This is a genomic window from Aeromonas sp. FDAARGOS 1415, assembly GCF_019048365.1.
GTDB classification, from domain to species: Bacteria; Pseudomonadota; Gammaproteobacteria; order Enterobacterales; family Aeromonadaceae; genus Aeromonas; species Aeromonas taiwanensis.
In genome coordinates this window covers 2,456,231-2,480,236 of sequence record NZ_CP077363.1, presented here as the reverse complement: position 1 = coordinate 2,480,236, position 24,006 = coordinate 2,456,231, and the positions used below count along the sequence as shown (strand labels likewise).

The 24,006-nt window shown below is 65.0% G+C and carries 24 protein-coding genes and 1 pseudogene; 16 read left to right on the top strand and 9 right to left on the bottom strand.

The window, feature by feature from the left end; all coding sequences use genetic code 11:
• Window positions 1-12 precede the first annotated feature (12 nt).
• From frdA to frdD, 4 genes are read left to right on the top strand one after another with little or no spacing between them, the layout of a single operon-like run.
• Window positions 13-1,797 (top strand): fumarate reductase (quinol) flavoprotein subunit, encoded by a 1,785-nt coding sequence (gene frdA / locus I6L45_RS11810; RefSeq protein WP_216982163.1) that lies wholly within the window; start codon window positions 13-15, stop codon window positions 1,795-1,797.
• Window positions 1,790-2,524 carry a succinate dehydrogenase/fumarate reductase iron-sulfur subunit gene (locus tag I6L45_RS11805; RefSeq protein WP_017781598.1) on the top strand — a complete coding sequence of 245 codons (735 nt, stop codon included), beginning with the start codon at window positions 1,790-1,792 and terminating at the stop codon, window positions 2,522-2,524. Before frdA ends, I6L45_RS11805 begins: the two co-directional genes overlap by 8 nt.
• 16 nt (window positions 2,525-2,540) lie before the next feature.
• Window positions 2,541-2,939 carry a fumarate reductase gene (locus I6L45_RS11800; RefSeq protein WP_043762146.1) on the top strand — a complete coding sequence of 133 codons (399 nt, stop codon included), beginning with the start codon at window positions 2,541-2,543 and terminating at the stop codon, window positions 2,937-2,939.
• 10 nt (window positions 2,940-2,949) lie between these two features.
• Window positions 2,950-3,306, top strand: a complete 357-nt coding sequence (gene frdD / locus I6L45_RS11795) for a fumarate reductase subunit FrdD (protein ID WP_043762147.1) — start codon at window positions 2,950-2,952, stop codon at window positions 3,304-3,306.
• Window positions 3,307-3,373: 67 nt separating this feature from the next.
• Here frdD and I6L45_RS11790 read toward each other — a convergent pair whose 3' ends face one another.
• Window positions 3,374-4,594 (bottom strand): winged helix-turn-helix domain-containing protein, encoded by a 1,221-nt coding sequence (locus tag I6L45_RS11790; RefSeq protein ID WP_216982162.1) that lies wholly within the window; start codon window positions 4,592-4,594, stop codon window positions 3,374-3,376.
• Window positions 4,595-4,668: 74 nt separating this feature from the next.
• Window positions 4,669-5,310: a class I SAM-dependent methyltransferase gene (locus I6L45_RS11785; RefSeq protein WP_216982161.1), complete on the bottom strand. Its 642-nt coding sequence runs from the start codon at window positions 5,308-5,310 to the stop codon at window positions 4,669-4,671.
• Window positions 5,311-5,492: 182 nt separating this feature from the next.
• On the opposite strand from I6L45_RS11785, the gene I6L45_RS11780 reads away from it, so the two are divergent.
• The 7 genes from I6L45_RS11780 to I6L45_RS11750 all read left to right on the top strand — a co-directional run bounded on the left by I6L45_RS11780 (window position 5,493) and on the right by I6L45_RS11750 (window position 11,985).
• Window positions 5,493-6,152: a thermostable hemolysin gene (locus I6L45_RS11780; protein WP_216982160.1), complete on the top strand. Its 660-nt coding sequence runs from the start codon at window positions 5,493-5,495 to the stop codon at window positions 6,150-6,152.
• Complete coding sequence (locus I6L45_RS11775; RefSeq protein ID WP_216982159.1) at window positions 6,149-7,630, top strand: AMP-dependent synthetase/ligase; 1,482 nt, start codon at window positions 6,149-6,151, stop codon at window positions 7,628-7,630. Before I6L45_RS11780 ends, I6L45_RS11775 begins: the two co-directional genes overlap by 4 nt.
• On the top strand, window positions 7,627-8,283 hold the full coding sequence (locus I6L45_RS11770) for a TenA family transcriptional regulator (protein WP_216982158.1): 657 nt from the start codon (window positions 7,627-7,629) through the stop codon (window positions 8,281-8,283). The genes I6L45_RS11775 and I6L45_RS11770 overlap by 4 nt, the downstream gene beginning before the upstream one ends.
• The gene (locus I6L45_RS11765; protein WP_216982157.1) at window positions 8,280-9,122 is read left to right on the top strand and encodes an SDR family oxidoreductase; all 843 of its coding nucleotides are present in this window, start codon (window positions 8,280-8,282) and stop codon (window positions 9,120-9,122) included. The genes I6L45_RS11770 and I6L45_RS11765 overlap by 4 nt, the downstream gene beginning before the upstream one ends.
• 1 nt (window position 9,123) lies before the next feature.
• On the top strand, window positions 9,124-9,771 hold the full coding sequence (locus I6L45_RS11760; protein ID WP_216982156.1) for a tetratricopeptide repeat protein: 648 nt from the start codon (window positions 9,124-9,126) through the stop codon (window positions 9,769-9,771).
• An 82-nt stretch (window positions 9,772-9,853) separates the two neighbouring features.
• Entirely contained in the window at window positions 9,854-10,546 is a 693-nt protein-coding gene (locus I6L45_RS11755) for a response regulator (RefSeq protein WP_216982155.1), read from the top strand.
• On the top strand, window positions 10,543-11,985 hold the full coding sequence (locus I6L45_RS11750; protein ID WP_216982154.1) for an ATP-binding protein: 1,443 nt from the start codon (window positions 10,543-10,545) through the stop codon (window positions 11,983-11,985). The genes I6L45_RS11755 and I6L45_RS11750 overlap by 4 nt, the downstream gene beginning before the upstream one ends.
• A 55-nt stretch (window positions 11,986-12,040) precedes the next feature.
• On the opposite strand, the gene I6L45_RS11745 is transcribed toward I6L45_RS11750, so the two are convergent.
• Complete coding sequence (locus I6L45_RS11745) at window positions 12,041-12,532, bottom strand: RimK/LysX family protein (protein ID WP_216982153.1); 492 nt, start codon at window positions 12,530-12,532, stop codon at window positions 12,041-12,043.
• A 380-nt stretch (window positions 12,533-12,912) separates the two neighbouring features.
• On the opposite strand from I6L45_RS11745, the gene I6L45_RS11740 reads away from it, so the two are divergent.
• The 3 genes from I6L45_RS11740 (at window position 12,913) to efp (ending at window position 15,826) form a co-directional block, all read left to right on the top strand.
• Window positions 12,913-13,956 (top strand): GMP reductase, encoded by a 1,044-nt coding sequence (locus I6L45_RS11740; RefSeq protein ID WP_134695393.1) that lies wholly within the window; start codon window positions 12,913-12,915, stop codon window positions 13,954-13,956.
• A gap of 79 nt (window positions 13,957-14,035) precedes the next feature.
• The gene (earP, locus tag I6L45_RS11735; RefSeq protein ID WP_216982152.1) at window positions 14,036-15,214 is read left to right on the top strand and encodes an elongation factor P maturation arginine rhamnosyltransferase EarP; all 1,179 of its coding nucleotides are present in this window, start codon (window positions 14,036-14,038) and stop codon (window positions 15,212-15,214) included.
• 45 nt (window positions 15,215-15,259) lie between these two features.
• Window positions 15,260-15,826 (top strand): elongation factor P, encoded by a 567-nt coding sequence (efp, locus tag I6L45_RS11730; RefSeq protein ID WP_010673788.1) that lies wholly within the window; start codon window positions 15,260-15,262, stop codon window positions 15,824-15,826.
• A 94-nt stretch (window positions 15,827-15,920) separates the two neighbouring features.
• Here efp and I6L45_RS11725 read toward each other — a convergent pair whose 3' ends face one another.
• The 4 genes and pseudogenes from I6L45_RS11725 to I6L45_RS11710 all read right to left on the bottom strand — a co-directional run bounded on the left by I6L45_RS11725 (window position 15,921) and on the right by I6L45_RS11710 (window position 19,240).
• Window positions 15,921-16,592 (bottom strand): methionine ABC transporter permease, encoded by a 672-nt coding sequence (locus tag I6L45_RS11725; RefSeq protein WP_216982151.1) that lies wholly within the window; start codon window positions 16,590-16,592, stop codon window positions 15,921-15,923.
• A 107-nt stretch (window positions 16,593-16,699) separates the two neighbouring features.
• Window positions 16,700-17,368 (bottom strand): annotated as a pseudogene (locus I6L45_RS11720) (methionine ABC transporter ATP-binding protein); the annotation flags it as partial.
• Window positions 17,365-18,180: a MetQ/NlpA family ABC transporter substrate-binding protein gene (locus I6L45_RS11715; protein WP_134695389.1), complete on the bottom strand. Its 816-nt coding sequence runs from the start codon at window positions 18,178-18,180 to the stop codon at window positions 17,365-17,367. The gene I6L45_RS11715 and the pseudogene I6L45_RS11720, both read right to left, overlap by 4 nt.
• Window positions 18,181-18,202: 22 nt before the next feature.
• Entirely contained in the window at window positions 18,203-19,240 is a 1,038-nt protein-coding gene (locus I6L45_RS11710) for an isopenicillin N synthase family oxygenase (protein ID WP_216982149.1), read from the bottom strand.
• A 335-nt stretch (window positions 19,241-19,575) separates the two neighbouring features.
• Here I6L45_RS11710 and I6L45_RS11705 point away from each other — a divergent pair, with 335 nt between their 5' ends.
• On the top strand, window positions 19,576-20,346 hold the full coding sequence (locus I6L45_RS11705) for a DUF3530 family protein (protein ID WP_216982148.1): 771 nt from the start codon (window positions 19,576-19,578) through the stop codon (window positions 20,344-20,346).
• A gap of 104 nt (window positions 20,347-20,450) precedes the next feature.
• Window positions 20,451-21,407 (top strand): D-2-hydroxyacid dehydrogenase, encoded by a 957-nt coding sequence (locus I6L45_RS11700; protein ID WP_216982147.1) that lies wholly within the window; start codon window positions 20,451-20,453, stop codon window positions 21,405-21,407.
• Window positions 21,408-21,488: 81 nt separating this feature from the next.
• Here I6L45_RS11700 and I6L45_RS11695 read toward each other — a convergent pair whose 3' ends face one another.
• Together I6L45_RS11695 and I6L45_RS11690 are read right to left on the bottom strand one after the other, a co-directional pair.
• Window positions 21,489-21,971, bottom strand: a complete 483-nt coding sequence (locus tag I6L45_RS11695; protein WP_043762168.1) for a glycine zipper domain-containing protein — start codon at window positions 21,969-21,971, stop codon at window positions 21,489-21,491.
• 254 nt (window positions 21,972-22,225) lie between these two features.
• On the bottom strand, window positions 22,226-23,758 hold the full coding sequence (locus I6L45_RS11690) for a diguanylate cyclase (RefSeq protein ID WP_216982146.1): 1,533 nt from the start codon (window positions 23,756-23,758) through the stop codon (window positions 22,226-22,228).
• Window positions 23,759-24,006: the final 248 nt, after the last annotated feature.

The following is a 24,006-nucleotide window of genomic DNA, read 5'->3' as shown; positions in this document are numbered from 1 at the left end:
AAGGAGGCAGATGTGGATATTATCAAGACCGATGTCGCCATCATCGGTGCCGGTGGCGGTGGCCTGCGTGCCGCAATCGCCATTGCAGAAGCCCACCCCGACCTGGACATCGCCCTGATTTCCAAGGTTTACCCCATGCGCAGCCACACCGTCGCTGCCGAAGGTGGTGCCGCCGGCGTCGTCCGCGATGACGACTCCCTCGAAAACCACTTCAACGACACCGTCTCCGGCGGCGACTGGTTGTGCGAGCAGGACGTGGTCGAGTACTTCGTCGAGAACGCCACCAACGAGATGATCCAGCTGGAGCACTGGGGCTGCCCCTGGAGCCGCAAGCCCGATGGCAAGGCCAACGTGCGCCGTTTCGGCGGGATGAAGATCCCCCGCACCTGGTTCGCCGCCGACAAGTCCGGCTTCCACATCCTGCACACCCTGTTCCAGACCTCCATCAAGTACCCGAGCATCAAGCGCTTCGACGAGCACTTCTGCCTGGATCTCATCGTGGAAGACGGTCGCGTCCAGGGTGTCGTCACCTTTGACATCCAGAACGGCATCACCCGCTTCATCCAGGCCAAGTCCGTGGTGCTGGCCACCGGCGGCGCCGGCCGCGTCTACCGCTACAACACCAACGGCGGCATCGTCACCGGTGACGGCATGGCCCTGGCCTACCGCCACGGCGTGCCCCTGCGGGACATGGAGTTCGTCCAGTACCACCCGACCGGTCTGCCGGGCACCGGCATCCTGATGACCGAGGGTTGTCGCGGTGAGGGCGGCATCCTGTTGAACAAGGATGGCTACCGCTACCTGCAAGACTACGGTCTGGGCCCGGAAACCCCGGTCGGCCAGCCGAAGAACAAGCACATGGAGCTGGGCCCTCGCGATCGCCTTTCCCAGGCCTTCTGGCAGGAGCAGCAGAAAGGCCGCGTGATCCAGGGCCCCATGGGCGACGTGGTTCACCTCGACCTGCGCCACCTCGGCGAGAAATACCTGAAGGAACGTCTGCCTTTCATCTGCGAACTGGCCAAGGCCTACGTGGGTGTGGATCCGGTGAAAGAACCGATCCCGGTGCGTCCGACTGCCCACTACACCATGGGCGGCATCGAGACCAACGGCCAGTGCGCCACCCGTCTGCCGGGCCTCTATGCCCTGGGCGAGTGTGCCTCCGTCGGTCTGCACGGCGCGAACCGTCTGGGTTCCAACTCCCTGTCCGAGATCGTGGTCTTCGGCAAAGTGGCCGGTGAACACGCCGGTGAATTCGCCAAGACCCAGGCTCACGGCGACACCGCCGCCCTGGCCGCCAAGGCCGAGGCGCTCATCAAGCAGCACCTCTCCCTGCTCGACATCGACGGCACCGAAAACCCGGCGGATATCCGCAATGAACTCGGCATGTCCATGGAATCCGGCGTCGGTATCTACCGTACCGAAGAGCTGATGCAGGGCACCATCGACAAGATCAACGAGCTGAAGGCCCGTTACAAGAAGATCAAGATCAACGACAAGTCCTCCGTCTTCAACACCGATCTGCTATACGCCATCGAGCTGGGCTACATGCTGGACGTGGCCGAAGCCATGGCGCACTCCGCCATCAACCGGAAAGAGTCCCGCGGTTCCCACCAGCGTCTGGACGGTTACGAAGAGCGTGATGACGTGAACTTCCTCAAGCACTCTCTCTCCTTCTACAACGGCGAAGGGGCCCCGACCATCGACTATTCCGATGTGAAGATCACTAAATCCCAACCGGCCAAGCGCGTGTACGGTTCCGAGGGTGAGAAACAAGACGAGGCTAAGAAGAATGGCTGAGATGATCGAAATTGAAATCCTGCGCTACCGTCCGGAGCAGGATAACGAGCCCTGGATGCAGACCTTCCAGGTGCCCTACCTCAAAGAGATGTCCCTGCTGGATGCCCTGCAGTACATCAAGGATCAACTGGACTCCACCCTGAGCTTCCGCTGGTCCTGCCGGATGGCGATCTGCGGCTCCTGCGGCATGATGGTCAACGGCATTCCGAAACTCGGCTGCAAGACCTTCCTGCGCGACTACCTGCCGGGCAAGATGACCATAGAGCCGCTCAACAACTTCCCGATCGAGCGCGATCTGGTGGTGGACATGTCCGACTTCATCGAGAAGCTGGAGAGCATCAAGCCCTACATCATCCCGTCTGAGCCGCGCAACCTGTGCGATGGCGAGTACACCCAGACCCCGGCTGACATGGCGAAGTATCACCAGTTCTCCATGTGCATCAACTGCGGTCTGTGCTACGCCGCCTGCCCGCAGTACGGCATCAACAAGAAGTTCACCGGTCCCGCGGCCCTGGCACTGGCCTACCGCTACAACGCCGACAACCGCGACAGCGCGTCCAAGGAGCGGATGAAGATCATCAGCCAGGACGAAGGCGTCTGGGGTTGCACCTTCGTGGGCTACTGCTCCGAAGTGTGCCCGAAAGGCGTGGATCCGGCCGCCGCCATCCAGCTTGGCAAGGTCGAGAGCGCCAAGGACTACATGATCGCCATGTTCAAGCCGGATTGAGACCAGGAGTGAGACCATGAACAACACTGAGAGCAAACGTAAGCCCTACGTGCGCGAGATGAAGAAAGACTGGTGGCTGAAGAATGCCTTCTACACCGGCTACATGATCCGCGAAGGCACCAGCATCTTCGTCTCCATCTATGCCGTGGTGCTGATGTGGGGTCTGATGCGCCTGGTCCAGGGTCAGGAGGCGTTCAACGGCTGGCTGGAATCCCTGCAGAGCCCCATCGCCATCCTGTTCCACGTCGTCGCCCTGGCAGCCTGCCTGTTCCACGCCAAGACCTGGTTCGCCCTGGCCCCGAAAGCCATGCGCATCTTCCGTGGTGAAGACCTGGTGCCGGAGAAGCCGATCGTCATCGCCCAGTATGTGGCGCTGGCGGTGGTATCCCTGCTTGTCCTGATCATCGTGGCCTGAGGAGAAAACAATGAGACGTTCTGACGAGCCAATTTACTGGGGTCTGTTTGGTGCGGGTGGCATGGTCGTTGCCATGCTGCTGCCGGTCATTGTCCTCATCACAGGTCTGCTGGTGCCCATGGGCATCATGGACGTGGAGACCATGAGCTACGAGCGCGTGCTGGAATTCGCCAGCTCCTGGTGGGGTGCCTGCATCCTGCTGGTGATCATCGCCCTGCCCGTCTGGCACGGCATGCACCGCATCTACCACGGCCTGCACGACCTCGGGATCCACACCACCAAGCTGCACCATTACGTGTTCTATGGCTTCGCCTTCCTGGTGTCCGCCATCACCGTCGGCCTGCTGATGGTGCTGGTGTTCCAGTAAGCGGTTCCGATCGCCATCAAAAAACCGGGCCTGGTGCCCGGTTTTTCTTTGTCTGGGAGTCGGCGAATCACGCCACCTCGTTTTGCCACAGTCCCAGCAAGGGGGCGGGCACGGCGCCGTATCTCAGTTGCGGGGTCTGGTGCCAGTCGGCCAGCCTTTGCAGCGCCTTGAGCAAGTCCTGCGCCAGGGTGCGCGTCACCCTGACCCCTGCCTCCAGATAGAGGCTCTTCACCTCAAACACCCCCTCCTTGCGGTGGGCTTTGGCGTCCATCCTGGCCACCAGCTTGCCGCGATGCAGCAGGGGCAGCACGAAGTAGCCGTACTGACGCTTGGGGGCCGGGGTATAGCACTCGATGCGGTAGTCAAAGCCAAACAACTCGCTGGCCCGCTTGCGATCCCACACCAGAGGATCAAACGGTGACAGGGCCGTGGTATGGGTCGCCTTTAGGGTGCCGGCCTGCGCCTGGGCCAGCTCGCCGGCCAGGGATGCGTGCACGAAGGCGCCGTGCTGCCACCCCTCCACCCGCACCGGCAACAGCTCCCCCTCGTCCGCCAGCTGATGGAGCAAGGCATCGTACTTGCCGCGGCGCAGCCGGTAGTAATCCGCCACCCAGCCGGTCTTGACCAGCCCCAGCGCCCGGCAGCTGGCCCGCACCATGTCCCGCTGTGCCAGCTCCCGGCTCGGCAGATCCCGCTCGTCGTTCCACTCGGGGAGGATCCGCTCGGCGAGATCGTAGACCCGCTGGAAGTTGCGCCGCTCGCGCACCATCAGGCGCCCCGCGGTGAACAGCACCTCCAGGTGGCGCTTCTCGGGCTTCCAGTCCCACCAGCCGTTACCCTTGCCCCCCTTGCGCTCGAAGTCCGCCGCCCGCACCGGTCCCTCCTCGCGGATGCGCGCCACGATCTGCTCTATCTCGCCGCCGTGGGTCTTGAGCCACTGTGCCGAGAACTTCCACCCCATGGCGGCGGGATCCAGCATGCGGTGGCGCAGCAGCCGGTAATCCTCCCGGGGGACGAAGCAGGCCTCGTGGGCCCAGTACTCAAAGATGTCGCCCCCGGCCAGCAGCTGCTCCAGCCAGCGGGGGTCATACTGGCCGAGGCGGCTGAACAGCACCAGATAGGGACTGCGGGCCACCACCGAGATGGTGTCTATCTGCAGCAGCGCCATGCGGCGGATGCAGGCCAGCACGTCGGCCTGACTCGCCTTGCGCCTGGGGGGCGTCAGCAGCCCCTGGGCCGCGAGCTGCAGGTGGCGGGCGTCTTGCAGTGAGAGGTGGGGAGTCGACATGACGATAGGGGCATCCGTTCCTGGGGTTCAAACCACCAGCATGCCCAACTCATGGCCAAATGAAAACGCCCCACTCAGGGTTTGGTGAAGACCGCCACATCGGCATGGGGAAATTCGACCTCTGCCTGCCAGCACGCGGCCAGGGCGCGAAACGACGCCTCGGCAAAGAAGACGATGTGTGTCGGGTCGTGGCGGTAGCGCCAGGTCTTGAAGCGCTCGTCCCCGAGCACCCGCTGGGTCTGCAGAACCAGCACACCGCCGGGGTTTAGGCGGGCCCAGAGCCCGTCCAGCACGGCGCGTGGCTCGGCCAGGTGCTCCACCACCTCGGTGCTGGTGATAAAGTCATACTGTCTCGTCAGCAGCTCGGGCTCATCGGCATAGAACTTGTCGTAGCCCGCCATCTCATAGCCCGCCTCCCGCCCCATGGCGACCAGCGCCGGGCCCGGGCCACAGCCAAAGTCGAGGCCGCGGGCCGGGGGCGACACCCGCGCCAGCACCTCCCCGAACGCGCGCATCAGAAAGCGCCGATAACCGGGATCGTCCACCCGGTTGTCGTGCCCGTCATAGACCGCCTTTTCGGCCGCCTCGTCCAGGTGGTCCGCCTCGTCCAGCCAGACCAGCTCACACGCCAGACAGCGGTGATAGCCCTTGCCTGCCACCGGCAGGGGGTAGTGTTGGCTGGATGAGCAGAGGGGACAGCGAACTGGGGATGACATGGGGACTCCTCGGGTGGCGACAGCGGGGCAGAGTGCCTGCCACGCCCGCCGCTGGCAACTGTTTTGTCTGTCTGCCCATGGTCGGCGCGGCCCCCTCTCCCGTTCGCCTCTTTTTTCATGCCTTAAGGGTTTCTTAAGTTTGCCCTTTTACTCTCAACCCATCGCAAAAGAAGGAGCCAACCATGACCACAGAGATCCAAGCCCCCTACAGGTTGATCCTGGCCGAGTCCCCGCAGCAGGTCATGGCGCTGCAGACCTATATCCAGGCCGCCTACACCCTGGAGTTCAACGCCCGCATTCCCCACTTTCTCCCCTGCCTGCTCGGGCTCTACCGGGCCGACGGCGTGCTGGTCGGGGCCTGTGGGCTCAAGCTGGCCAGCGGCGAGCGCCTCTATCTGGAGCAGTATCTGGAGCAGCCCGTGGAGGCCGCCATCGAGACCTGCCTCGGGGTGCGCCCGGCCCGCAACCGCATCATAGAGGTGGGCAACTTTGCCTGCAGCCAGCCGGGCAATGCCCGCCTGATGTTTGCCGCCCTCTGCCGGCTGCTGTGCGACAACGCCCTCGACTACGTGGTCTTCACCGGCACCGCCAAACTGCGCAACAGCTTTACCCGTCTGCGCCTCAACCCGGTGGAGCTGGCCCCCGCCCAGGCTCACCAGGTGGGGGACGACGCCAGCGCCTGGGGGGAATACTACCGCTGCCAGCCCAGGGTGATGGTGGGCGACATCAATCAGGGACGCGAGGTGCTGGCCCAGAACAGCCTGCTGCTCAACCTGCTGGAAACCATGCCCACCCTGTTCAGCCAGCACTGTCTCGACCATCACATGAGGTGCGCTCAATGAGCCTGTTCGACGCCATCGCCCGCCACGCCAGCCAGACACCGCACCAGCCGGCCCTGCAAGGCAGCCAGGGGGCGCTGGACTACCAGACCCTGTGGCAGCAGATCCAGCAGCTGGCCGACCGCCTGCAACAGGCCGGCATTGAACGCCTGGCCCTGCACCTCGACAACGGCCTGCCCTGGGCGCTGCTCGATCTGGCCTGCACCCGGGCGGGCATAGTCGTCATCCCGGTGCCCCACTTCTTCAGCCCGGCCCAACAATCCTGGCTGCTGGAGAGCAGCGGCGCCGATGCCCTGGTGGGCCCCAAGCACGAGGGCTGGCAGGCCGCCGCCCCCCTGCAACTGTTGACGGGCACTCCGGCTGCGCAGGCGCTCCCCCTGTGGCGGCGCACCCCGGCCAGACGCCCGGCACTGCCCGACGGCACCGCCAAGATCACCTATACCTCCGGCACAACGGGCCAGCCCAAGGGGGTCTGCCTCTCACTGGCACAGATGACTGCCGTCTGCACCTCCCTGGCAGAGCGGGTCGCCCCGGCCCGGGTTGAGCAGCACCTGACCCTGCTGCCGCTGGCCACCCTGCTGGAGAATCTGACCGGCCTCTATGTGCCGCTGCTGACCGGCGCCTGCAGTCGCATTCCTTCGCTGGCGGAGCTCGGCTTCTCCGGCTCCAGCGCCCTGGACCCGGCCACCCTGGCCCAGGCCCTGCTACGCTGGCCCAGCCACAGCCTGGTGCTGGTGCCCGAACTGCTGCGCCTGCTGCTGGCCCTGTGCCGCACCACCCCGGCCCTGACCGAGCCACTCAAGAGGCTGCGCTTCATCGCCGTCGGCGGGGGCAAGGTCGCCCCCGAGCTCATCGCCCACGCCCGCTCACTGGGGCTGCCGGTCTACGAGGGCTATGGCCTGTCGGAGTGCGGCTCCGTCGTGGCCCTCAACGGCCCGCTGGGGGATCGCCCCGGCAGCGTCGGCCTGCCCCTGCCCCACTGTCAGGTAGCGATCGCCGCCGACGGCGAGGTCATGGTGAGCGGCAGCGCCATGCTGGGCTATCTGGGGGAAGAGGCCCCCCTCGCCGGAACCATCGCCACCGGGGATCTGGGCCACCTGGATGCCGAGGGCTTCCTGCACATCACCGGGCGCAAGAAGAACGTGCAGATCACCGCCTTCGGCCGCAACTTCTCGCCGGAGTGGGTGGAGGCCCAGGCCCAGCTCTGTCCGGCCATCGCCCGCATCGTGGTCTTCGGCGACGGCCAGCCCGCCAACGTGGCCCTGATCCAGCCGCTGCCGGGCACCCAGCCCCAGTTGCCGGAGCAGATAGCCAGGCTCAACCAGCAGCTGCCCGACTACGCCCGCATTCATCACTGGCTGCCGGTGGCCCTGGATCAACACCCCGGCCTGCTGACCGCCAACGGTCGCCCCCGTCGCGACGAGATTTATCAGCACTTTTCCCGGCAGATACGCCAATGCCTCACAGGAGAAACCTCATGAGCTTCTACCAGACCCTGCAACAGGCCACCGCCACCGAGCGCGAGCGCCTGTTCAACGCCCCCATCATCGAGGCATGTCGCCGTGGCGACATTCATCGCGACACCTACCTTGCCTTCCTCGCGCAGGCCTATTATCACGTGCGCCACACGGTGCCCCTCCTGATGGCGACCGGCGGCAAGCTGGGCCAGGAGTACGAGTGGGTGCGCGGCGCCATCCGGGAGTACATCGACGAGGAGTACGGCCATCAGGAGTGGATCCTCAATGACATCCGCGCCTGTGGCGGCGATGCCGAGGCGGTGCGCCACGGCCAGCCCGGCCTGCCCATCGAGCTGATGGTGGCCTTCCTCTACGACCAGATCCAGCGCGGCAATCCCATGGGCTTCTTCGGCATGGTCCAGGTGCTGGAAGGCACCAGCGTCGCCATCGCCCTGACCGTCGCAGACCAGCTCAAGAGCGGCCTCGGCCTGCCCCCCCAGGCCATGAGCTACCTGAGCTCCCACGGCGCCCTGGATCAGGAGCATCTCAAGTTCTTCGAGTCCCTGATGGACCGGGTGGAGAACCCCGCCGACCAGACCGCCATCATTCACGCCGCCAAGGTGGTCTACCGCCTCTACGGCGACATGCTCTATCAGCTCACGGGATCCGCTCAATGAAGTTAGAAGGGAAACGCATACTGCTCACCGGTGCCAGCGGCGGCATCGGTGAAGCCCTGGCCATGGAGCTGGCGGCCCAGGGCGCTCACCTGCTGCTGCACGGGCGCCGGGCGGGCGCACTGGAGCGCCTGCGCAAGGAGCTGCCCCACCCGGAGCGCCACCAGACGGTGAGCGCCGATCTCGGCTCGCCCCAGGAGCGTGCCCGGTTGCTGCAACACCCGGCCCTGGACGAGGGGCTGGACGTGCTGATCAACAGCGCGGGCTGCAACCAGTTCGCCTGGCTGGAAGATCAGAGCGGCGAGCAGGTGACGCGCCAGGTGCTGCTCAACATAGAAGCGCCCATCCAGCTCACCCGCGCCCTGCTGCCAAGGCTGCGCAAGCCCGCCATCATCATGAACGTGGGTTCCAGCCTCGGGGCCATCGGCTTTGCCGGCTACAGCGTCTATTGCGCCAGCAAGTTCGCCCTGCGCGGCTTCAGCGAGGCGCTGGGACGGGAGCTGGAAGGGAGCGGCATCAAGGTGATCCACTTCGCCCCCCGTGCCACCCGCACCCTGCTTAACTCCGAGGCGGCCTACGCCATGAATGCCGAGCTCGGCACCCACACCGACAGCCCCCAGGACGTGGCCGAGGAAGCCGTCATCGCCCTGTGCAACGAGACGCGACGCTACTGGCTCGGCTGGCCAGAGAAGCTGTTCGTGCGCCTCAACGCCCTGCTGCCCGCCGTGGTGGATCTGGCGCTGGCCAGGCAGCTCCCCATCATAGAACGCCATGCCCGCCGCTCCCACGCCCTGGGTCACCCTCCCCACGGGTCCTCCGCTACGAACGAGAAGGAACATTGAGATGAAACACGCCACATTCCGTCCCCGCGTCGCCCACGGCCTCCTGCTGCTCACTCTGGCAGGTACGCTGGTCAGCCCCCTGGCCCGGGCCGCCGATGCCCTGCCCGCCATCCAGCAGCAATGGGCCCACTGCCAGTACCAGCAGACCGGCAAGGCCAAGGAGAGCTGCCTGGAGACCCTGAGTGCAAAGGCCGATGAGGCGAGTGCCAAGGAGGCGTTTCGCACCGATCTGCTGATCTGGTCCGCCATCGTCAAGAGCACCTGGGCTGGCGCCAAGGGCGGGCTGGGGGCCCTGAGTCTGGTGAAGGAGGCCAAAGCCAGGCTGGAGATCGCCATCAAGCAGGATCCCAAGGCGCTCGACGGCTCGGCCTACACCAGCCTGGGTTCGCTCTATTACCAGGTGCCGGGCTGGCCGGTAGGCTTTGGCGATGACGAGAAGGCGGAGCAACTGCTCAAGCAGGCGCTCGCCATCAACCCCACCGGCATCGACCCCAACTTCTTCTACGGCGACTTCCTGCTGGATCAGGGGGACAAGGCCCAGGCGAAGGTCTACCTGGACAAGGCCCTGGCCGCCCCTGCCCGCCCGGGACGCGAGCTGGCGGACGAGGGCCGCAGACAGGAGATCCGCGAGCGTCTCGCCAAGCTGTAAACACAAGCAGAACAGTGCGCTATTTAAACTCTGCCCACCAGCTTGCATACTGGTGGGCAGTGCCGTTTGAGGGGAGAAGAGAATGCGGATCCTGTTGGTGGAAGATGATGTGATGCTGGGGGACGGCATGGTGGATGCCCTGCGCAGCAGCGGCTACACGGTGGACTGGCTGCAGCAGGGACTGCCCGCCCTGTCGGCGCTCAAGAGCGAGGAGTTCGCCGCCCTCATTCTGGACCTCAACCTGCCCGACATCGACGGCATCAGCCTGCTGCGCAAGCTGCGCCGGGAAGGACAGAGTCTGCCGGTGCTCATCCTCACCGCCCGGGATGCCCTGGACGACCGGGTATTGGGGCTGGATGCAGGCTCCGACGACTACATGGTCAAACCCTTCGCCCTGCAGGAGCTCAACGCCCGCCTGCGCGCCCTGGTGCGGCGCAGCAAGGGGCAGGCCCAGGCGGTGCTGGAGTACGGGGAGTTGCAGCTCTTCCCCGCGTCACAGCAGGTCACCTATCGGGGCGAGCCGGTCAGGCTCACCCCCCACGAGTACAAGCTGTTGCAAGAGCTCATCACCCAGAGCGGCCGGGTATTGAGCCGGGATCAACTACAGCAGAGCCTCTACGGCTGGGACGAGGGGGCAGAGAGCAACGCGGTGGAGGTGCACATTCACCACCTGCGCAAGAAATTCTTCCCCGAGCTCATCCGCAACATACGCGGGGTCGGCTACATAGTGCCCCAGCTCGACAGCCAGGCTGGCAAGGGAGCCCTGGCACCATGAGTCGCGTCCGCTCCATCCGCCGCTTCCTGCTCTCCGGCATCCTGGCCCTGGTCAGCGTCAGCCTCGCCGTCAGCGGCCTCATCGGCTATCTGGAGGCCAACCACGAGATGGAGGAGCTGTTCGATGCCCGCCTGGCCCAGTCCGCCCGCATCACCAACCAGCTGCTCAACCGCTATCTGCAGCAGAGCGGCGATCTGCCGAGCAACGGCGCCATCTACCAGGAGTGGGAGCAGGCCGAGCCGAACGCCCCCCACCAGGAGCCGAGCGGCTTCGGCCAGATCGGGGAGGACAACGAGTTCACCCCCTATGGCCACGAGTTCGAGCGCAACCTCACCTTCCAGATGACGGATGAGGAGGGCAACATACTGCTGCGCTCCCCCAGCGCCCCGCGCCAGCTGTTCGGCAAGCCGGAACTGGGTTTTGGCGCCGTGCACCGCGACGGCCACGACTGGCGCACCTTCACCCTCTACAACAAGGACGAGCAGACCTGGCTCATCGTGGCGGAGCGGGACGACGAGCGGGGGGAGCTGGCAAGCAAGATGGCCACCCTCACCATGCTGCCGCTCTTCATCACCTTGCCCTTCCTGCTCGGCCTGCTGTGGTGGCTGATCACCCGTGGCCTGGCCCCGCTGCACCAGCTGGCCCAGGCCATCGGCGAGCGCCACCCCGCCAACCTGAGCCCCCTCAACCTGGCCATCAAGGCCGAGGAGCTGACGCCCCTGGTGGGGGAGATCAACCGGCTGATGCACGCCCTGGCGGACACCCTTGAGCGGGAGAAACAGTTCACCAACGAGGCGGCCCACGAGCTGCGCACCCCGCTGGCGGTGCTGCGCATCCACAGCGAGAATGCCATGGCGGCCGAAGACGAGGCGAGCCGCGAACAGGCGCTGCGCAAGATGCTCCTGGCCCTGGATCGCAGCGATCGCCTGATCCGCCAGCTGCTGACCCAGGCCCGCATCGACAACCAGCAGACGCCGGCGCTCACCGCCCTCCCCCTGATCCCCCTGCTGCAGGGCACCTTGGCCACCCTGGCCCCCATCGCCCTGAAGAAGGATCAGCAGCTCTCCCTGGAGGGGGGCGAGCATCTGCAGGTGATGGGGCAGGCCATGCTGCTGGACCTGATGTTCGGCAACCTCATCGACAATGCGCTGCGCTACACCCAGGCGGGTGGCGAGATCGCCGTGATCGTCAGCCAGGAGGGCAACCGGGTCCGGGTGGATGTGCGGGACAACGGCCCCGGCATCCCCACCGCCGCCCTGTCGCGGCTGTGCGAGCGCTTCTTCCGGGTCAACCCCCAGCAGGGGGACGGCGTGGGGCTCGGCATGGCCATCGTCTCGCGCATCGCCCAGCTGCACGGCGCGGATCTCGACATCCACAACCGGCCGCAGGGGGGGCTGGAGGTGAGCGTGCTGCTGCCCGCCCCGCCACGTTCGGCCTGAAGAGTGTTCAGCCATGAAAAACGGGGGCCAGGCCCCCGTTTTTTCTCCACGCCCCTCAGCGGCAGCTGGGCTGTACCGTGAAGGTACGCCTCGCATCCACCGGCCCCAGTTCGGCCAGCAAACGGCGGCCAATCAGCACGGGATAGATCATCTTGCTGCGATCCCGCAGGGTGAACCACTCCTCATAGATCTTGTCGCCGACGCAGATGCTCATGGTCACCGTGGGGCGTTGTTCCATGCCGCCCGCCCCCCGCACCGTGACGCTGCGCTCCACCGGCCGCTCCAGGGTCTGACGCACCACCTTGTCGGTATTGGCGTCGGTCAGCTCCAGGTTGAAGCGCACCCAGGGCTTGCCGTCGCGTTTGAAGTGCCGCAGATCCCGGGCATCCAGAGAGGATGTGAGGGCGCCGGTATCCAGCTTCATCTTGACCGCCACCCCGGAGGGCATGAGCAGCCCCTTCTCGATCCAGCCGTAGCTGGCCGGCGCCGCCATCGCGCCACCGCACAACGCCAGCAGCATGGCCGCGCCCACCATCGTCTTGCCCATCTCGCTTTCTCGCCTTGTGTAACCTGGGCCCAGATCTATCACAGCCGCCCGGCGGGTCAACCGGATTCTCGGCCTCCGGCGAACAGCCCATGGCGATCCCGCCAGCAGGCGACAATCCGTGCCGGCAGCGCAAGGGGAGAAGCGACAAAAGGGTGGAAAACGGGGGGGAGAAAAAGGTGCTGGATGACACTGTTTGCCATCCTCAGGTTGTGACGCCAAAGGCTACCACAGCGGGGCACGAATTATCAGTCTTGTTCTGGCGGGATTTTTGCCTACACTGCTGTAAACCGGAGGCCCTGAAAACCCCCGGTTTTTTTGTGCCTGCCGACAATCTGCCACTGCAAAAGTGACGTTCAACAAGGCTCAATAAGGAATTCGTAATGCGTATCGAAGAAGACTTGAAGCTGGGTTTCAAGGATGTCCTGTTTCGCCCCAAGCGCTCTACTCTCAAGAGCCGTTCCCAAGTCAGCCTGACCCGCCAGTTCACCTTCAAGCACACCCAGACCCAGTGGCAGGGGGTGCCCGTCATCGCCGCCAACATGGACACCGTCGGCAGCTTCGCCATGGCCCGTGCCCTGGCTGGCTTCGAGATGATGACGGCGGTACACAAGCACTACAGCCTCGCGCAGTGGCAAACCTTCGTCGATGAGACAGACCCGGCCGTGCTAGGCCATGTGATGGTATCGACCGGCACCTCGGACGAGGACTTCGTCAAGACCCGCCAGATCCTCGCCATGTCCGAGGCGCTGCGTTTCATCTGCGTGGACGTGGCCAACGGCTACTCCCAGCACTTCGTCGAATTCCTGCGCAAGATCCGCGAGGCCTGCCCTAACCACGTCATCCTGGCGGGCAACGTGGTGACCGGCGAGATGGTGGAGGAGCTGATCCTCTCCGGCGCCGACATCGTCAAGGTGGGCATAGGCCCGGGCTCGGTCTGCACCACCCGGGTCAAGACCGGCGTCGGCTATCCCCAGCTCTCCGCCATCATCGAATGCGCCGATGCGGCCCACGGTCTGGGCGGCCAGATCGTCGGGGACGGCGGCTGCACCTGCCCGGGGGACGTGGCCAAGGCCTTCGGCGGCGGCGCCGACTTCGTGATGCTGGGGGGCATGCTGGCGGCCCACGAGGAGTGCGGCGGCGAGATCGTCGACGTGGATGGCGCCCCCTTCATGAAGTTCTACGGCATGAGCTCGTCCAGCGCCATGGACAAGCACGCCGGCGGCGTCGCCGAGTACCGCGCCTCCGAGGGCAAGACGGTGCTGCTGCCCTATCGCGGCCCGGTGGAAAACGCCGTGCGCGACATCCTGGGGGGCGTGCGATCCACCTGCACCTACGTGGGGGCCAGCCAGCTCAAGGAACTCACCAAGCGCACCACCTTTATCCGGGTGCGCGAGCAGGAGAACAACGTCTACGGCAAGGAGTGATCCGCAAGCCTGACGGTTAGAAGCCAAGTCACCGGTGTGCTACCCTGCGCACCGGTTTTTTTTGCATCTGGACCCCGACATGACAAGCCCTCTCCCCCCGTTCGACTGGGACATCTTCTGCGCCGTGGTGGACAACTTCGGCGACATCGGCGTCACCTGGCGGCTCGCCCGCCAGTTGCAGCAGGAGGCCGGGGGCACCGGCGTGCGGCTCTGGGTGGACGATCTGGCGAGCTTCGCCCGCATCTGCCCGGGCCTGGACCCCGCCCTGGACGGCCAGTGGCAGCAGGGGGTCTATGTCCAGCGCTGGCACGACGCTCTGCCCCCGGAGGCCATCCCGGCCCGGGTGGTGATCGAGGCGTTCGCCTGCACGCTGCCCCCCACCTTCATCCAGCGCATGGCGGCGCAGTCCCCTGCCCCCTGCTGGATCAACCTGGAGTACCTCTCCGCCGAAGCCTGGGTCGAGGATTGCCACGGCCTCGCCTCCCCCCAGCGGGCGGGCAACCGCAGCCTCGACAAGTACTTCTTCTTCCCGGGCTTCACGCAGAAAACGGGCGGCCTGTTGTGCGAGCGGGGGCTTATCGCCGAGCGGGAGCGCTGGCAGCAGGACGAGGCGGGGCTCGATGTTTACTGGGCGAGTCTGGGCCTGCCACCTAAACGAGAAGACGAGCTGCGGGTCAGCCTCTTTACCTACGAGAGCGCGGCGCTCAGAAGTCTGATGGCGAGCTGGTGCCAGGGCGCCACGCCGGTCACCCTGCTGCTGCCGCTCGGCCGCTCCCTCAACGACGTGCTCACCGGCGCCGGGCTGGCAGAGGCCATCCCCACTGCCCGGGCGGGAGATCTGTTGCGCTCGGGCAACCTCGCCATCAAGCTGCTGCCGATGACGGATCAGGCCGGTTACGATCGCCTGCTGTGGAGCTGCGACCTCAACCTGGTGCGCGGGGAGGACTCCTTCGTGCGGGCCCAGTGGGCGGCGCGCCCCTTCCTGTGGCACATCTACCCCCAGGACGATGAGGCCCACATCGCCAAGCTGGAGGACTTCCTCGACCACTATCTGGCGGACTTGCCCGCCGAGTGCGGCCAGTGGCTGCGCGACGTCAATCTTGCCCTCAACCATGGGCAGGATGTCGGCGAACTCTGGGCCCAATGGCCGCGATACGGCGCCATCTGGCAGCAACATGGGGGAGCCTGGTCACAGAAGTTGCTTGCCGGCGGGGATCTCGTCACGAGGTTGGTGAAATTTTTAGAAAGCCGTATATAATCTGGCAGTTTTTATCCGTCCGTTTCACGAACAGGAATTTTTTACATGAAAACCGCACAGGAAATCCGCGCTGGCAACGTAGTCATGATCGGCACCGAGCCGATGGTGGTCCAGAAGGCTGAATTCAACAAATCCGGCCGTAACTCCGCCGTGGTCAAGATGAAGCTGAAAGGCCTGCTGAACGGCAGCGCCACCGAAACCGTCTTCAAGGCCGACGACAAGCTGGAAGTCGTTCAGCTGGAGCGTAAAGAGTGCACCTACTCCTACTACTCCGACCCGCTGTATGTCTTCATGGACACCGAGTACAACCAGTACGACGTCGAGAAAGACAACCTGGGTGACGCGCTGAACTACCTGGTAGACGGCATGGAAGATCTGTGTGAAGTGACTTTCTACAACGAGAAAGCCATCTCCGTAGAGCTGCCGACCACCATCGTTCGCGAAGTCGAGTACACCGAGCCGGCCGCCCGTGGCGACACCTCCGGTAAAGTGACCAAGCCTGCCCGCCTGAAGGGTACCTCCTACGAGCTGGCCGTTGCCGCCTTCGTGGAGATCGGTGACAAGATCGAAATCGACACCCGTACCGGTGAATTCAAGCGTCGCGTCAACTAAGTTGACCCCTTGATGTCATTGCAAAAAAGCGAGCCTCGGGCTCGCTTTTTTATTGGCTGGCACCTTGCTGGCAGCCTGATGAAGGGAGATGCCCCTAGCGGCGATGGGCCAGTGCCCGCACCACCCGATCCCCCACTCCCTGCACCAGCTGCACCAACAGCAGCAAAATGACGACGGTCCCCGCCATCACCTGATCGTCGAAGCGCTGATACCCGTAGCGAATGGCCAGATCCCCAAGCCCCCCACCACCGATCACCCCCGCCATGGAGGAGAAGCCAATCAGCATCACCACCGTCAGGGTCAGCCCGGCCAGCAGGGCTGGCAGCGCCTCGGGCAACAACGCCTTGGCCACCACGTGCCAGCCGCTCCCCCCCATGGCGAGCACCGCTTCGACACGCCCCTTGTCCACTTCATCGAGGGCATTTTCCACCACCCTGGCAAAGAAGGGAAAGGCCCCCAGAGTGATGGGCACGATCGCCGCCGTGCTGCCAAGGGTGGTACCGACCAGCAGCCGGGTCAGGGGGATCAGCGCGATCAAGAGCACCACGAAGGGGAGCGAGCGCCCGATGTTGATAAGCAGCCCCAGCACCATGTTGACGCGGGGCAGCGGCAGCACGCCCTCCTTGCGGGTCACCACCAGCAGCACACCGATCGGCAACCCCAGCAACAGGGTGAAGAGGGCCGCGACCCCGACCATATAAAGGGTCTCGGCAGTCCCCTGATACATCAGGTCGAGCAGGGCATCCAGGTTCAGGCGACTCTGCATAGACGCGCCTCCTCCACCCCGTGACGCCGCAAGAAGCGGCGCTGGGCCTCGGGATCCGGCAGCAGGGCCTGCCGCACGCGAGAGCCGGGATCCGCCAGCAGGGTGCCCAGGTCCCCGCTCTCGACCAGCACGCCCCGCTCGAGCAGCGCCGCGTGATCGCAGATGGCCTTGACCACGTCCAGCTCGTGGGTGATGAGCACTATGGTGAGCCCGAGTCGGAGGTTGATGTCGGCAAGCAGCGCCAGCACCGACTCCGTGGTCTCCGGGTCCAGCGCGCTGGTCGCCTCGTCACACAGCAGATGGGACGGGTTGCCGGCCAGGGCGCGGGCGATGCCGACCCGCTGTTTCTGCCCGCCCGAGAGCCGGGAGGGGAAGGCCTGCGCGTGCTCCGAGAGCCCCACCCATTCGAGCAGCTCGGCGACCCTGGCTGAGCGCTCGCGGCGCGCCACCCCGGCGATCTCCAGCGGCACCGCCACATTGTCTGCCACGTTGCGGGCATGCAACAGGTTGAAATGCTGAAAGATCATGCCGCAAGCCTGGCGATGGCGGCGCAGGGCCGCCCCCTCCAATGCCGTGATGTCACGCCCGTCCACCAGAATGCGGCCGCTGGTCGGCCGCTCCAGCAGATTGAGGCAACGGATGAGGGTGCTCTTGCCCGCCCCGCTGCGCCCGAGGATGCCATAGATGGCCCCGTCCGGGATTGCCAGCGACACCCCGTCCAGGGCTGGCTGAGAATGCCCGGGGTAGCGCTTGCCCAGCCCCTCGAGCGCTATCATGACTGCTGCCCCGCCACCGGGATCACCGACCCCTTGTAGCTCTTGCGAATGAACTCGGCGATCGCCCTGGACTCCAGCTCCCGCGCCAGCTTGCGGATCCGCGGATCATCCTTGAGCGCCGGAGTGGTCACCAGGATGTTGGCGTAAGGGTTATGCTCGGCACTCTCCAGCCCCAGGGCATCCCGAGCCGGCTCCAGCCCCGCCTCTAGGGCATAGTTGCCATTGATCACCGCCAGATCCACATCATCCAGCGAACGGGGCAGCTGGGGTGACTCGATCTCCAGGATCTTGAGCTCCCTGGGATTCGTGGCAATGTCTTGCACCGTGGCCAGATCCCGGGCCGGATCCTGATAGCCCGCCTTGAGGGTGATGAGCCCCTTGCTCTGCAACAGGTAGAGCGCCCGGCTCAGATTGGTGACGTTGTTGGGCAAGGCGATCACCGATTTGGCCGGCACCTCCTCGAGCCGCTTGAACTTCTTCGAATAGATGCCGAGCGGCTCCACATGCACGGTGGCGGCCACCACCAGCTCGGTGCCGAGCGCCTTCTCCTGATCCTTGAGGTAGGGAACGTGCTGGAAGTAGTTGGCATCCACATCCCCCGCCACCAGGAGTTCATTGGCATTGATGCCACCGCTGAGCTCGATCACCTGCAGGTCCAGGGTGGGATCCTGGCGTTTCACCTCGCCAAGGATTTCGGCATGGGGCAGGGGATCGGCGGCCACCCGCAGCGCCTGGGCCGCCTGGGAGGAAAAGGAGAGCCCGAGGGCCAGTACCACGCCGGTCAGGGAAAACAGTCGTCTGTTCTGCTTCATCTTGAGATTCCTTTCGATGCAATCAGTAGGCTTCGCCGACCGCCAGCGCCCGGGGCGCCGGCAGCAGATCGGCATGATGGCGCTGGGCCACATCCGGGTGGGAACGCAGTCGCCCCTTGAGGTAATTCCACCCCACCTCCCGCAAAAGCGGGTTGTCCGGGTCTGTGGCCGGCCCCCTCGCCTCGCGGGCCAGGGCGTCGGGCAGCGGGTAGACGGGCACCACGGCATCTAGCTGGGCCCCCAGGAAGAAGGCGATGGAATGGCGCTCATGCCCAGGCGCCGACGGCACCACCCGGTGCACGGTCGCCCGCAGATAACCATTGCTGGCCAACTCCAGCAGCTCACCGATGTTGACGACAAAGGTGCCGGGACGGGGGAGTGCATCGAGCCAGCGCCCGGGCTCCACCTCCACCTGCAGGCCGGGTTGGTCATCCTGCAGCAGGAAGCTCAGGAACCCCGAGTCCTTGTGAGGTCCCACCCCCTGGGTCGCACCGCGCTCACCGGGATAGCGGATCAGCTTGATGTGCTCGTTGGGGCGCTCTCCGTGCAAGGCATCGAAGGCATCCGGCGGCAGCGCGAGCGCCTCGGCAAAGGCGCCGAGCAGGGTGCGGGACATCCGGGTCATCGCCTGCTGCCAGCCCAGCAGCACGGGCTTGAGCTCAGGCAGCCCATCGGGCCACTGATTCGGCCCCTGCAACCGCCACCAGGGCGGATCGCCCGCAGCCAGTGGCAAGGCGCTGCGCTCGGCGCCGATATCGAACTGCTCGCGCCAGTCGGGCTGGCCACGGGTCAGCTCGGCCCCCGGCCGGTTATAGCCTCGAAAGTGGGGGGAATGGATCATGGCGACCTGCTGCTTGGCGGCGGCAGGCAAAGCAAAGAAGGCGCGCGACAGCTGCTGCAACTGCCGCTGCAGCTCGGGATCGATGCCGTGGCCGGTCAGGTAGAAGAATCCCACCTCCCGGGCGGCATTGCGCAAGGCGGTCAGGAATTGCGCCCGTTGCCTGGGCGAGGCATCGAGCTGCCCGAGATCGAGTTCAGGCAAGTGGGTCAAGGTGCTCATGGCGATAGCGCTCCCGGTCGGTGAACAGATGGGTCAAGGTCAGAGCCAGGTCGCCGTAACAGTGGAACAGATACATGGTGTTTCTCCTGATGAGGGGGGTGGCCAGCTGCGGGGGAGCCCCGCCTCTGCATGCCCTTACTGAAACACGTGGGAATGGGATGAGGGAACGATCAAATCCGGCATTGCTTTGCCATATGAAGCCATAGCCCCCCGCCATCAGGCCGCGCTTCCACGAGCCCCGCTCTTGTTATCTCGCGGGAGGTGGCAAGCCCCTTTGCGAAGCTCTCAAGAAAACGCCGCCACAGCCGCTATCAGGGAGTAATGGAGGATTTCCCATGTCGTTTCGCCCCTGCCTACTGCTGGCCTTGCTAGCCTTCGCCGCCCACGGCGCCGGGCAGACGCCCCCTTCCTCCCCCCTCGATCTCGCCCCGCCGCCGCCCGCCGACTATTGGCAGAATACGGACTGGCAAGGGGTGCCTGACAGCACCCGAGTCGACAAGCAGCGGGTGCTGTTCGCGAAGCACGACGGCGACAACTACGTGGGGCTCGCGATCCTGCTGCCCGACTGGCAGCGCAGCGGCCAGCTGTGGCAACTGACCCGGGATCTGGGACGGCTCGGGTTCGATACCCTGCTGCTGCTCCCCTCCCCCCGCCAGGCCGAGCTGGACCCGGCTGCCGAGAAGAAACAGCAGGCCATCGACGACTTTCGCAAACAGTTTGCCACCCGCATCAGCGAGATCGGCGACGCCAAGCTGCAGGAGGGCGGCTTCAGGCTGTTGCTGGCACAGGGCACCAGCGCGGCCTGGGCCGCGAACCTCATCGCGAGCGAGCAGCTGCCCGCCCCCGACGCCCTGGTGCTGCTGGACGGTTTCTTCCCCAACCAGCAGAGCAACCAGACCCTTGCCAAGCAGGTAGCCCAGGCCAGCGTGCCCACCCTCGACCTCTACCAGGAGGAGGGCAACCGCTGGCCCCTGCTGGCCGCCGAGGCGCGCAGGCACGAGAGTCGTCGCAGCCACAAGCTCAACTACCGCCCCTATGCCCTGATGGATCTCGAGGAGACCCCCGGACGCATCCAGGGCTGGCTGACCCACCTGGGCTGGATCTGACCCCGTGACGAGGCAGGAGCGGTCCTCCTGCCGCCGCTCATGACCGGGCTGGTCAGCCGCCCTCCCTCTTTGGCATCATGTCTCTTCCATTGGCAGGAGGCTTCATGCAGCAAATCGTGTTTCTCGACAGCGACACCCTGGACGCCGGCATCAATCTGCGTCGCCCCGATTTTCCCCATCACTGGCAGAGCTATCCGGCCACGGCGCCGGATCAGGTGGTTGAGCGCCTCGCATGCGCCAGCATCGCCATCATCAACAAGGTCCGCATCGGTGCCGACGAACTGGCCAGGTTGCCCGAGCTCAAGCTGATTGCCCTGGCGGCCACCGGCAGCGACAACCTGGATCTGGAGGCGTGCCGCGCCGCCGGTGTCGCCGTGTGCAACATCCGCAACTACTCGGGCCCCTCCGTCCCCGAGCACGCCATGGCACTGATGCTGGCCCTGTCACGCAACCTGTTCGCCTGGCGCCAATCCTTGCTGGAGGGACGCTGGCAACAGAGCGGCCAGTTCTGCTTCTTCGATCACCCCATCGCGGATCTGCACGGCAAGCGCCTCGGCATCATCGGCAAGGGGACGCTGGGGCAGGCGCTGGGGCAGCGGGCCCAGGCCATCGGCATGGAGGTTCGCTATGCCCAGAGCCAGATAGGGACGAGTGGCGATGACGACCGACTGCCCCTGGACGCCCTGCTGGAGAGCTCGGACGTGATCAGCCTGCACTGCCCGCTGACCCCCTATACCCGCCACCTGATAGGCGAGCGGGAGCTGGCCATGATGAAACCGGGTGCCCTGCTCATCAACGTGGGACGCGGCGGCCTGGTGGACGAGCAGGCCCTGCTGGAGGCCCTCGGCAATGGGCGCCTCGGCGGCGCCGGCTTCGATGTGGCGAGCCAGGAGCCGCCGCCTCCGGATCATCCCCTGATGCAGGCCCTGCGCTACCCCAACTTCATCCTGACCCCCCATGTCGCCTGGGCCAGCGAGGAGTCGATGCAGCGACTCGCGGATCAGCTGATCGACAACATCAACGCCTTCGCCCTCGGCAGGCGCCAGCACCGGCTGGTCTAGCCCGGCGCACACCGTCCCCGGGCCTCGGCTGCGGGATCAAAAAAAGGGGCCAGTGGCCCCTTCTTGCATCCTGCAGTGGCATCAATCGTCGTGCCATTTGTGCTTGCGGTGTTTCTTGTGCTTCTTGTAGTAGTGGCGATGATCATGATAGTGCCGGTCACCGTAGTAACGGCCACCCCGGCTCTCGTGAGTGTCGCCGGTCTTGGCGCCGATGGCGGAACCGCCTGCACCGCCGATGCCGGCCCCGATCAGGCGACCGGTGTCGCCCCCGACGCTCTTGCCGATGGCGGCGCCACCCAGGGCACCGACGGCGCCTCCGAGGGCAGCTTCATTCTTGTTGCCCCGGTTGGCCGTGGCCGCACCACCTGCCGCACCGCCGATCGCCGCCCCGACCAGGGCGCCCGTGTCGCCGCCCAGCTCCTTGCCGATCATGGTCCCGGCCACCCCGCCGGCACCGCCGCCGAGTATGGTATTGAGGGTCTCGGACGCCTGCACCTGACCCGTTCCCAACAGCAGCGACCCCAGCAATGCCACCGTACTCATGCCAAACTGTTTCATTTTCATGGGATACTCCCGTCAAGCCTGATGACTGGTGATTTTTCCCAGCACTATACAAAGCGACATGCCCCGCGCTACTGCGGCAACAGGGAGAGCGGCGGCAACCCGGTTGTCTCCTGTTCGCGACAGGTTCCATTGGAGCAGGCTAAACACATGAAAATTAATTAAAAAAAAAGGTCACATAGGAAATTATCTCCGCTGTGACCCGATTCTTGCCCCAGAGCATTATTTTTCCCACTGCAATGCTCTGACAGATACTGTCACATACCCCCGCAGAAGGACGTTTCAGGGGAGGAGAGATGCCAGCAGTCGCGCCCCTGCCGCTTGCTCTCGTAGAGGCATTCATCGGCCCGCTCGAACGGGTCAGGGGAGTCCTCCGGATAGTGCGCGCCTCCGGCGCTCAGGGTGATGGACGCCTCGAACTCGCGCCATTGCAGCGTCCGTACCCTCCCCAGCAGGTGGGTCAGGCCATACTCCACCTCCTCCCGCTCCCAGGGCAGCAGGGCCGCAAATTCGTCCCCGCCGATCCGGTAGACCCCCCCTTCCCCCAGGGTTCTCGCCAGGATGGTCGCCACCCGAAACAGCACGGCATCCCCTACCCCGTGTCCCCAGCTGTCATTGACGCCCTTGAAGTTGTCCACATCGAACAGGACCAGCCAGTAGGGGGTGCCCTCCTGCTCCAGCCCGGCTCTGTCCTGCTCGAAGGCCCGCCGGTTCATGATGCCGGTGAGGGGATCGTGGAGCAGGGCATCCAGCCCCTGTTGCAAACTGGTTCTGACCTGGTTTATCTCCCCCAGGCTGCCATGCACGAACCAGGTGCGCTGGCGCCGCTGGATCTCCAGCAAGGCCTCATCCCGAATGAGGCCGTTGAGGGAGCCCTGCACCAGCGCCTGTTCCTGGCGGAAGATCCGCACCAGAAACAGCAGGCTGCACAGCCAGATGCAGAGCAGCGCCAGCGCGGGCAGCACCACCATCAGCAGGGTGCCCTGCAGGTTCTCGTAAAAATGGCCGGGGGGCAGGTAGAGGTTGAGATCCCAGTCCATGTCGGTGAGCCCGTGCCTGAGGTGGCGCCCCTCCCAGAGCACATCCAGCCCGCCGACCTGACGCTCCCGGTCGAGGGCGCTCGGCAGCAGCTGCAGATTGTGCCCCACCACCCGCTGTCCCCCCTGGCGCTCCGTGATGTAGAGGGCGGCCTGGTCCCCTCCCAGTGCCCGTCCCAACGCCGCCTGCAGCGTGTTGAACGACATGTCCACCATCAGCAGCCCCAGCAGTTGCCCCTCGTCATCCCTGACCCGCTTGATCAGAGTCAGTACCTGGTTGGCGGAAGCAAACTCATCGTAGGGGCCAAACCAGATGAGGTCGTCACCGCCGCTGGCGATCGCCTGGTACCAGGGGCGATCCCGCGCCTCATAGCCTGCCGGCGCACGCCAGTCGGGATAGCCGTCGAGGTGGTTGGTGCGCACATTGTAGAAAAAGAGGTAGTGGGCGTCGTGCTTGAACTGATGGGCGATGGGCCAGATCGGGTTGATGGCCGTCCCCCCCCTCGCGATGGCCCGCTTGTCCAGGGAAGACTCCAGCACGCCGAGCTGCCGCTGGTTGTCCTGCGCCAGCTCGTGGATCAGGGTGGCATCGATGGTGGTGAGCATGTGACCGTAACCCGCCATGGTCTTGTCGATGCTCTGCAGGTAGCTGGCCGCCGCCAGCAACAGGGTGGCGATCAGCACCAGGGCGCCAAGCACAAACGACAACGGGGTCAGGATGTAATAGCGTTCCTTGATGATCGCAGCAGCCACTCCACTACCCATAAAATGTCGTTAAAAACTCATTTTATGGTGAAATCAACCAAGCCATCATTGATTGAAATCATCAGTGGCTACTGTTGGGGGTCGAAAAGGGAACATTGGGTCCACTCTTATATATGCGTTCCCGAGCAGTGAATATCCATAAAAAGTAGAAACACTCCTCACCCCGTGTTGACGGTTTCTTGTGCAGAAGGTGTTATAGTCGATGACTCGAGAAATCGGAGCCAGATGAACTTTGT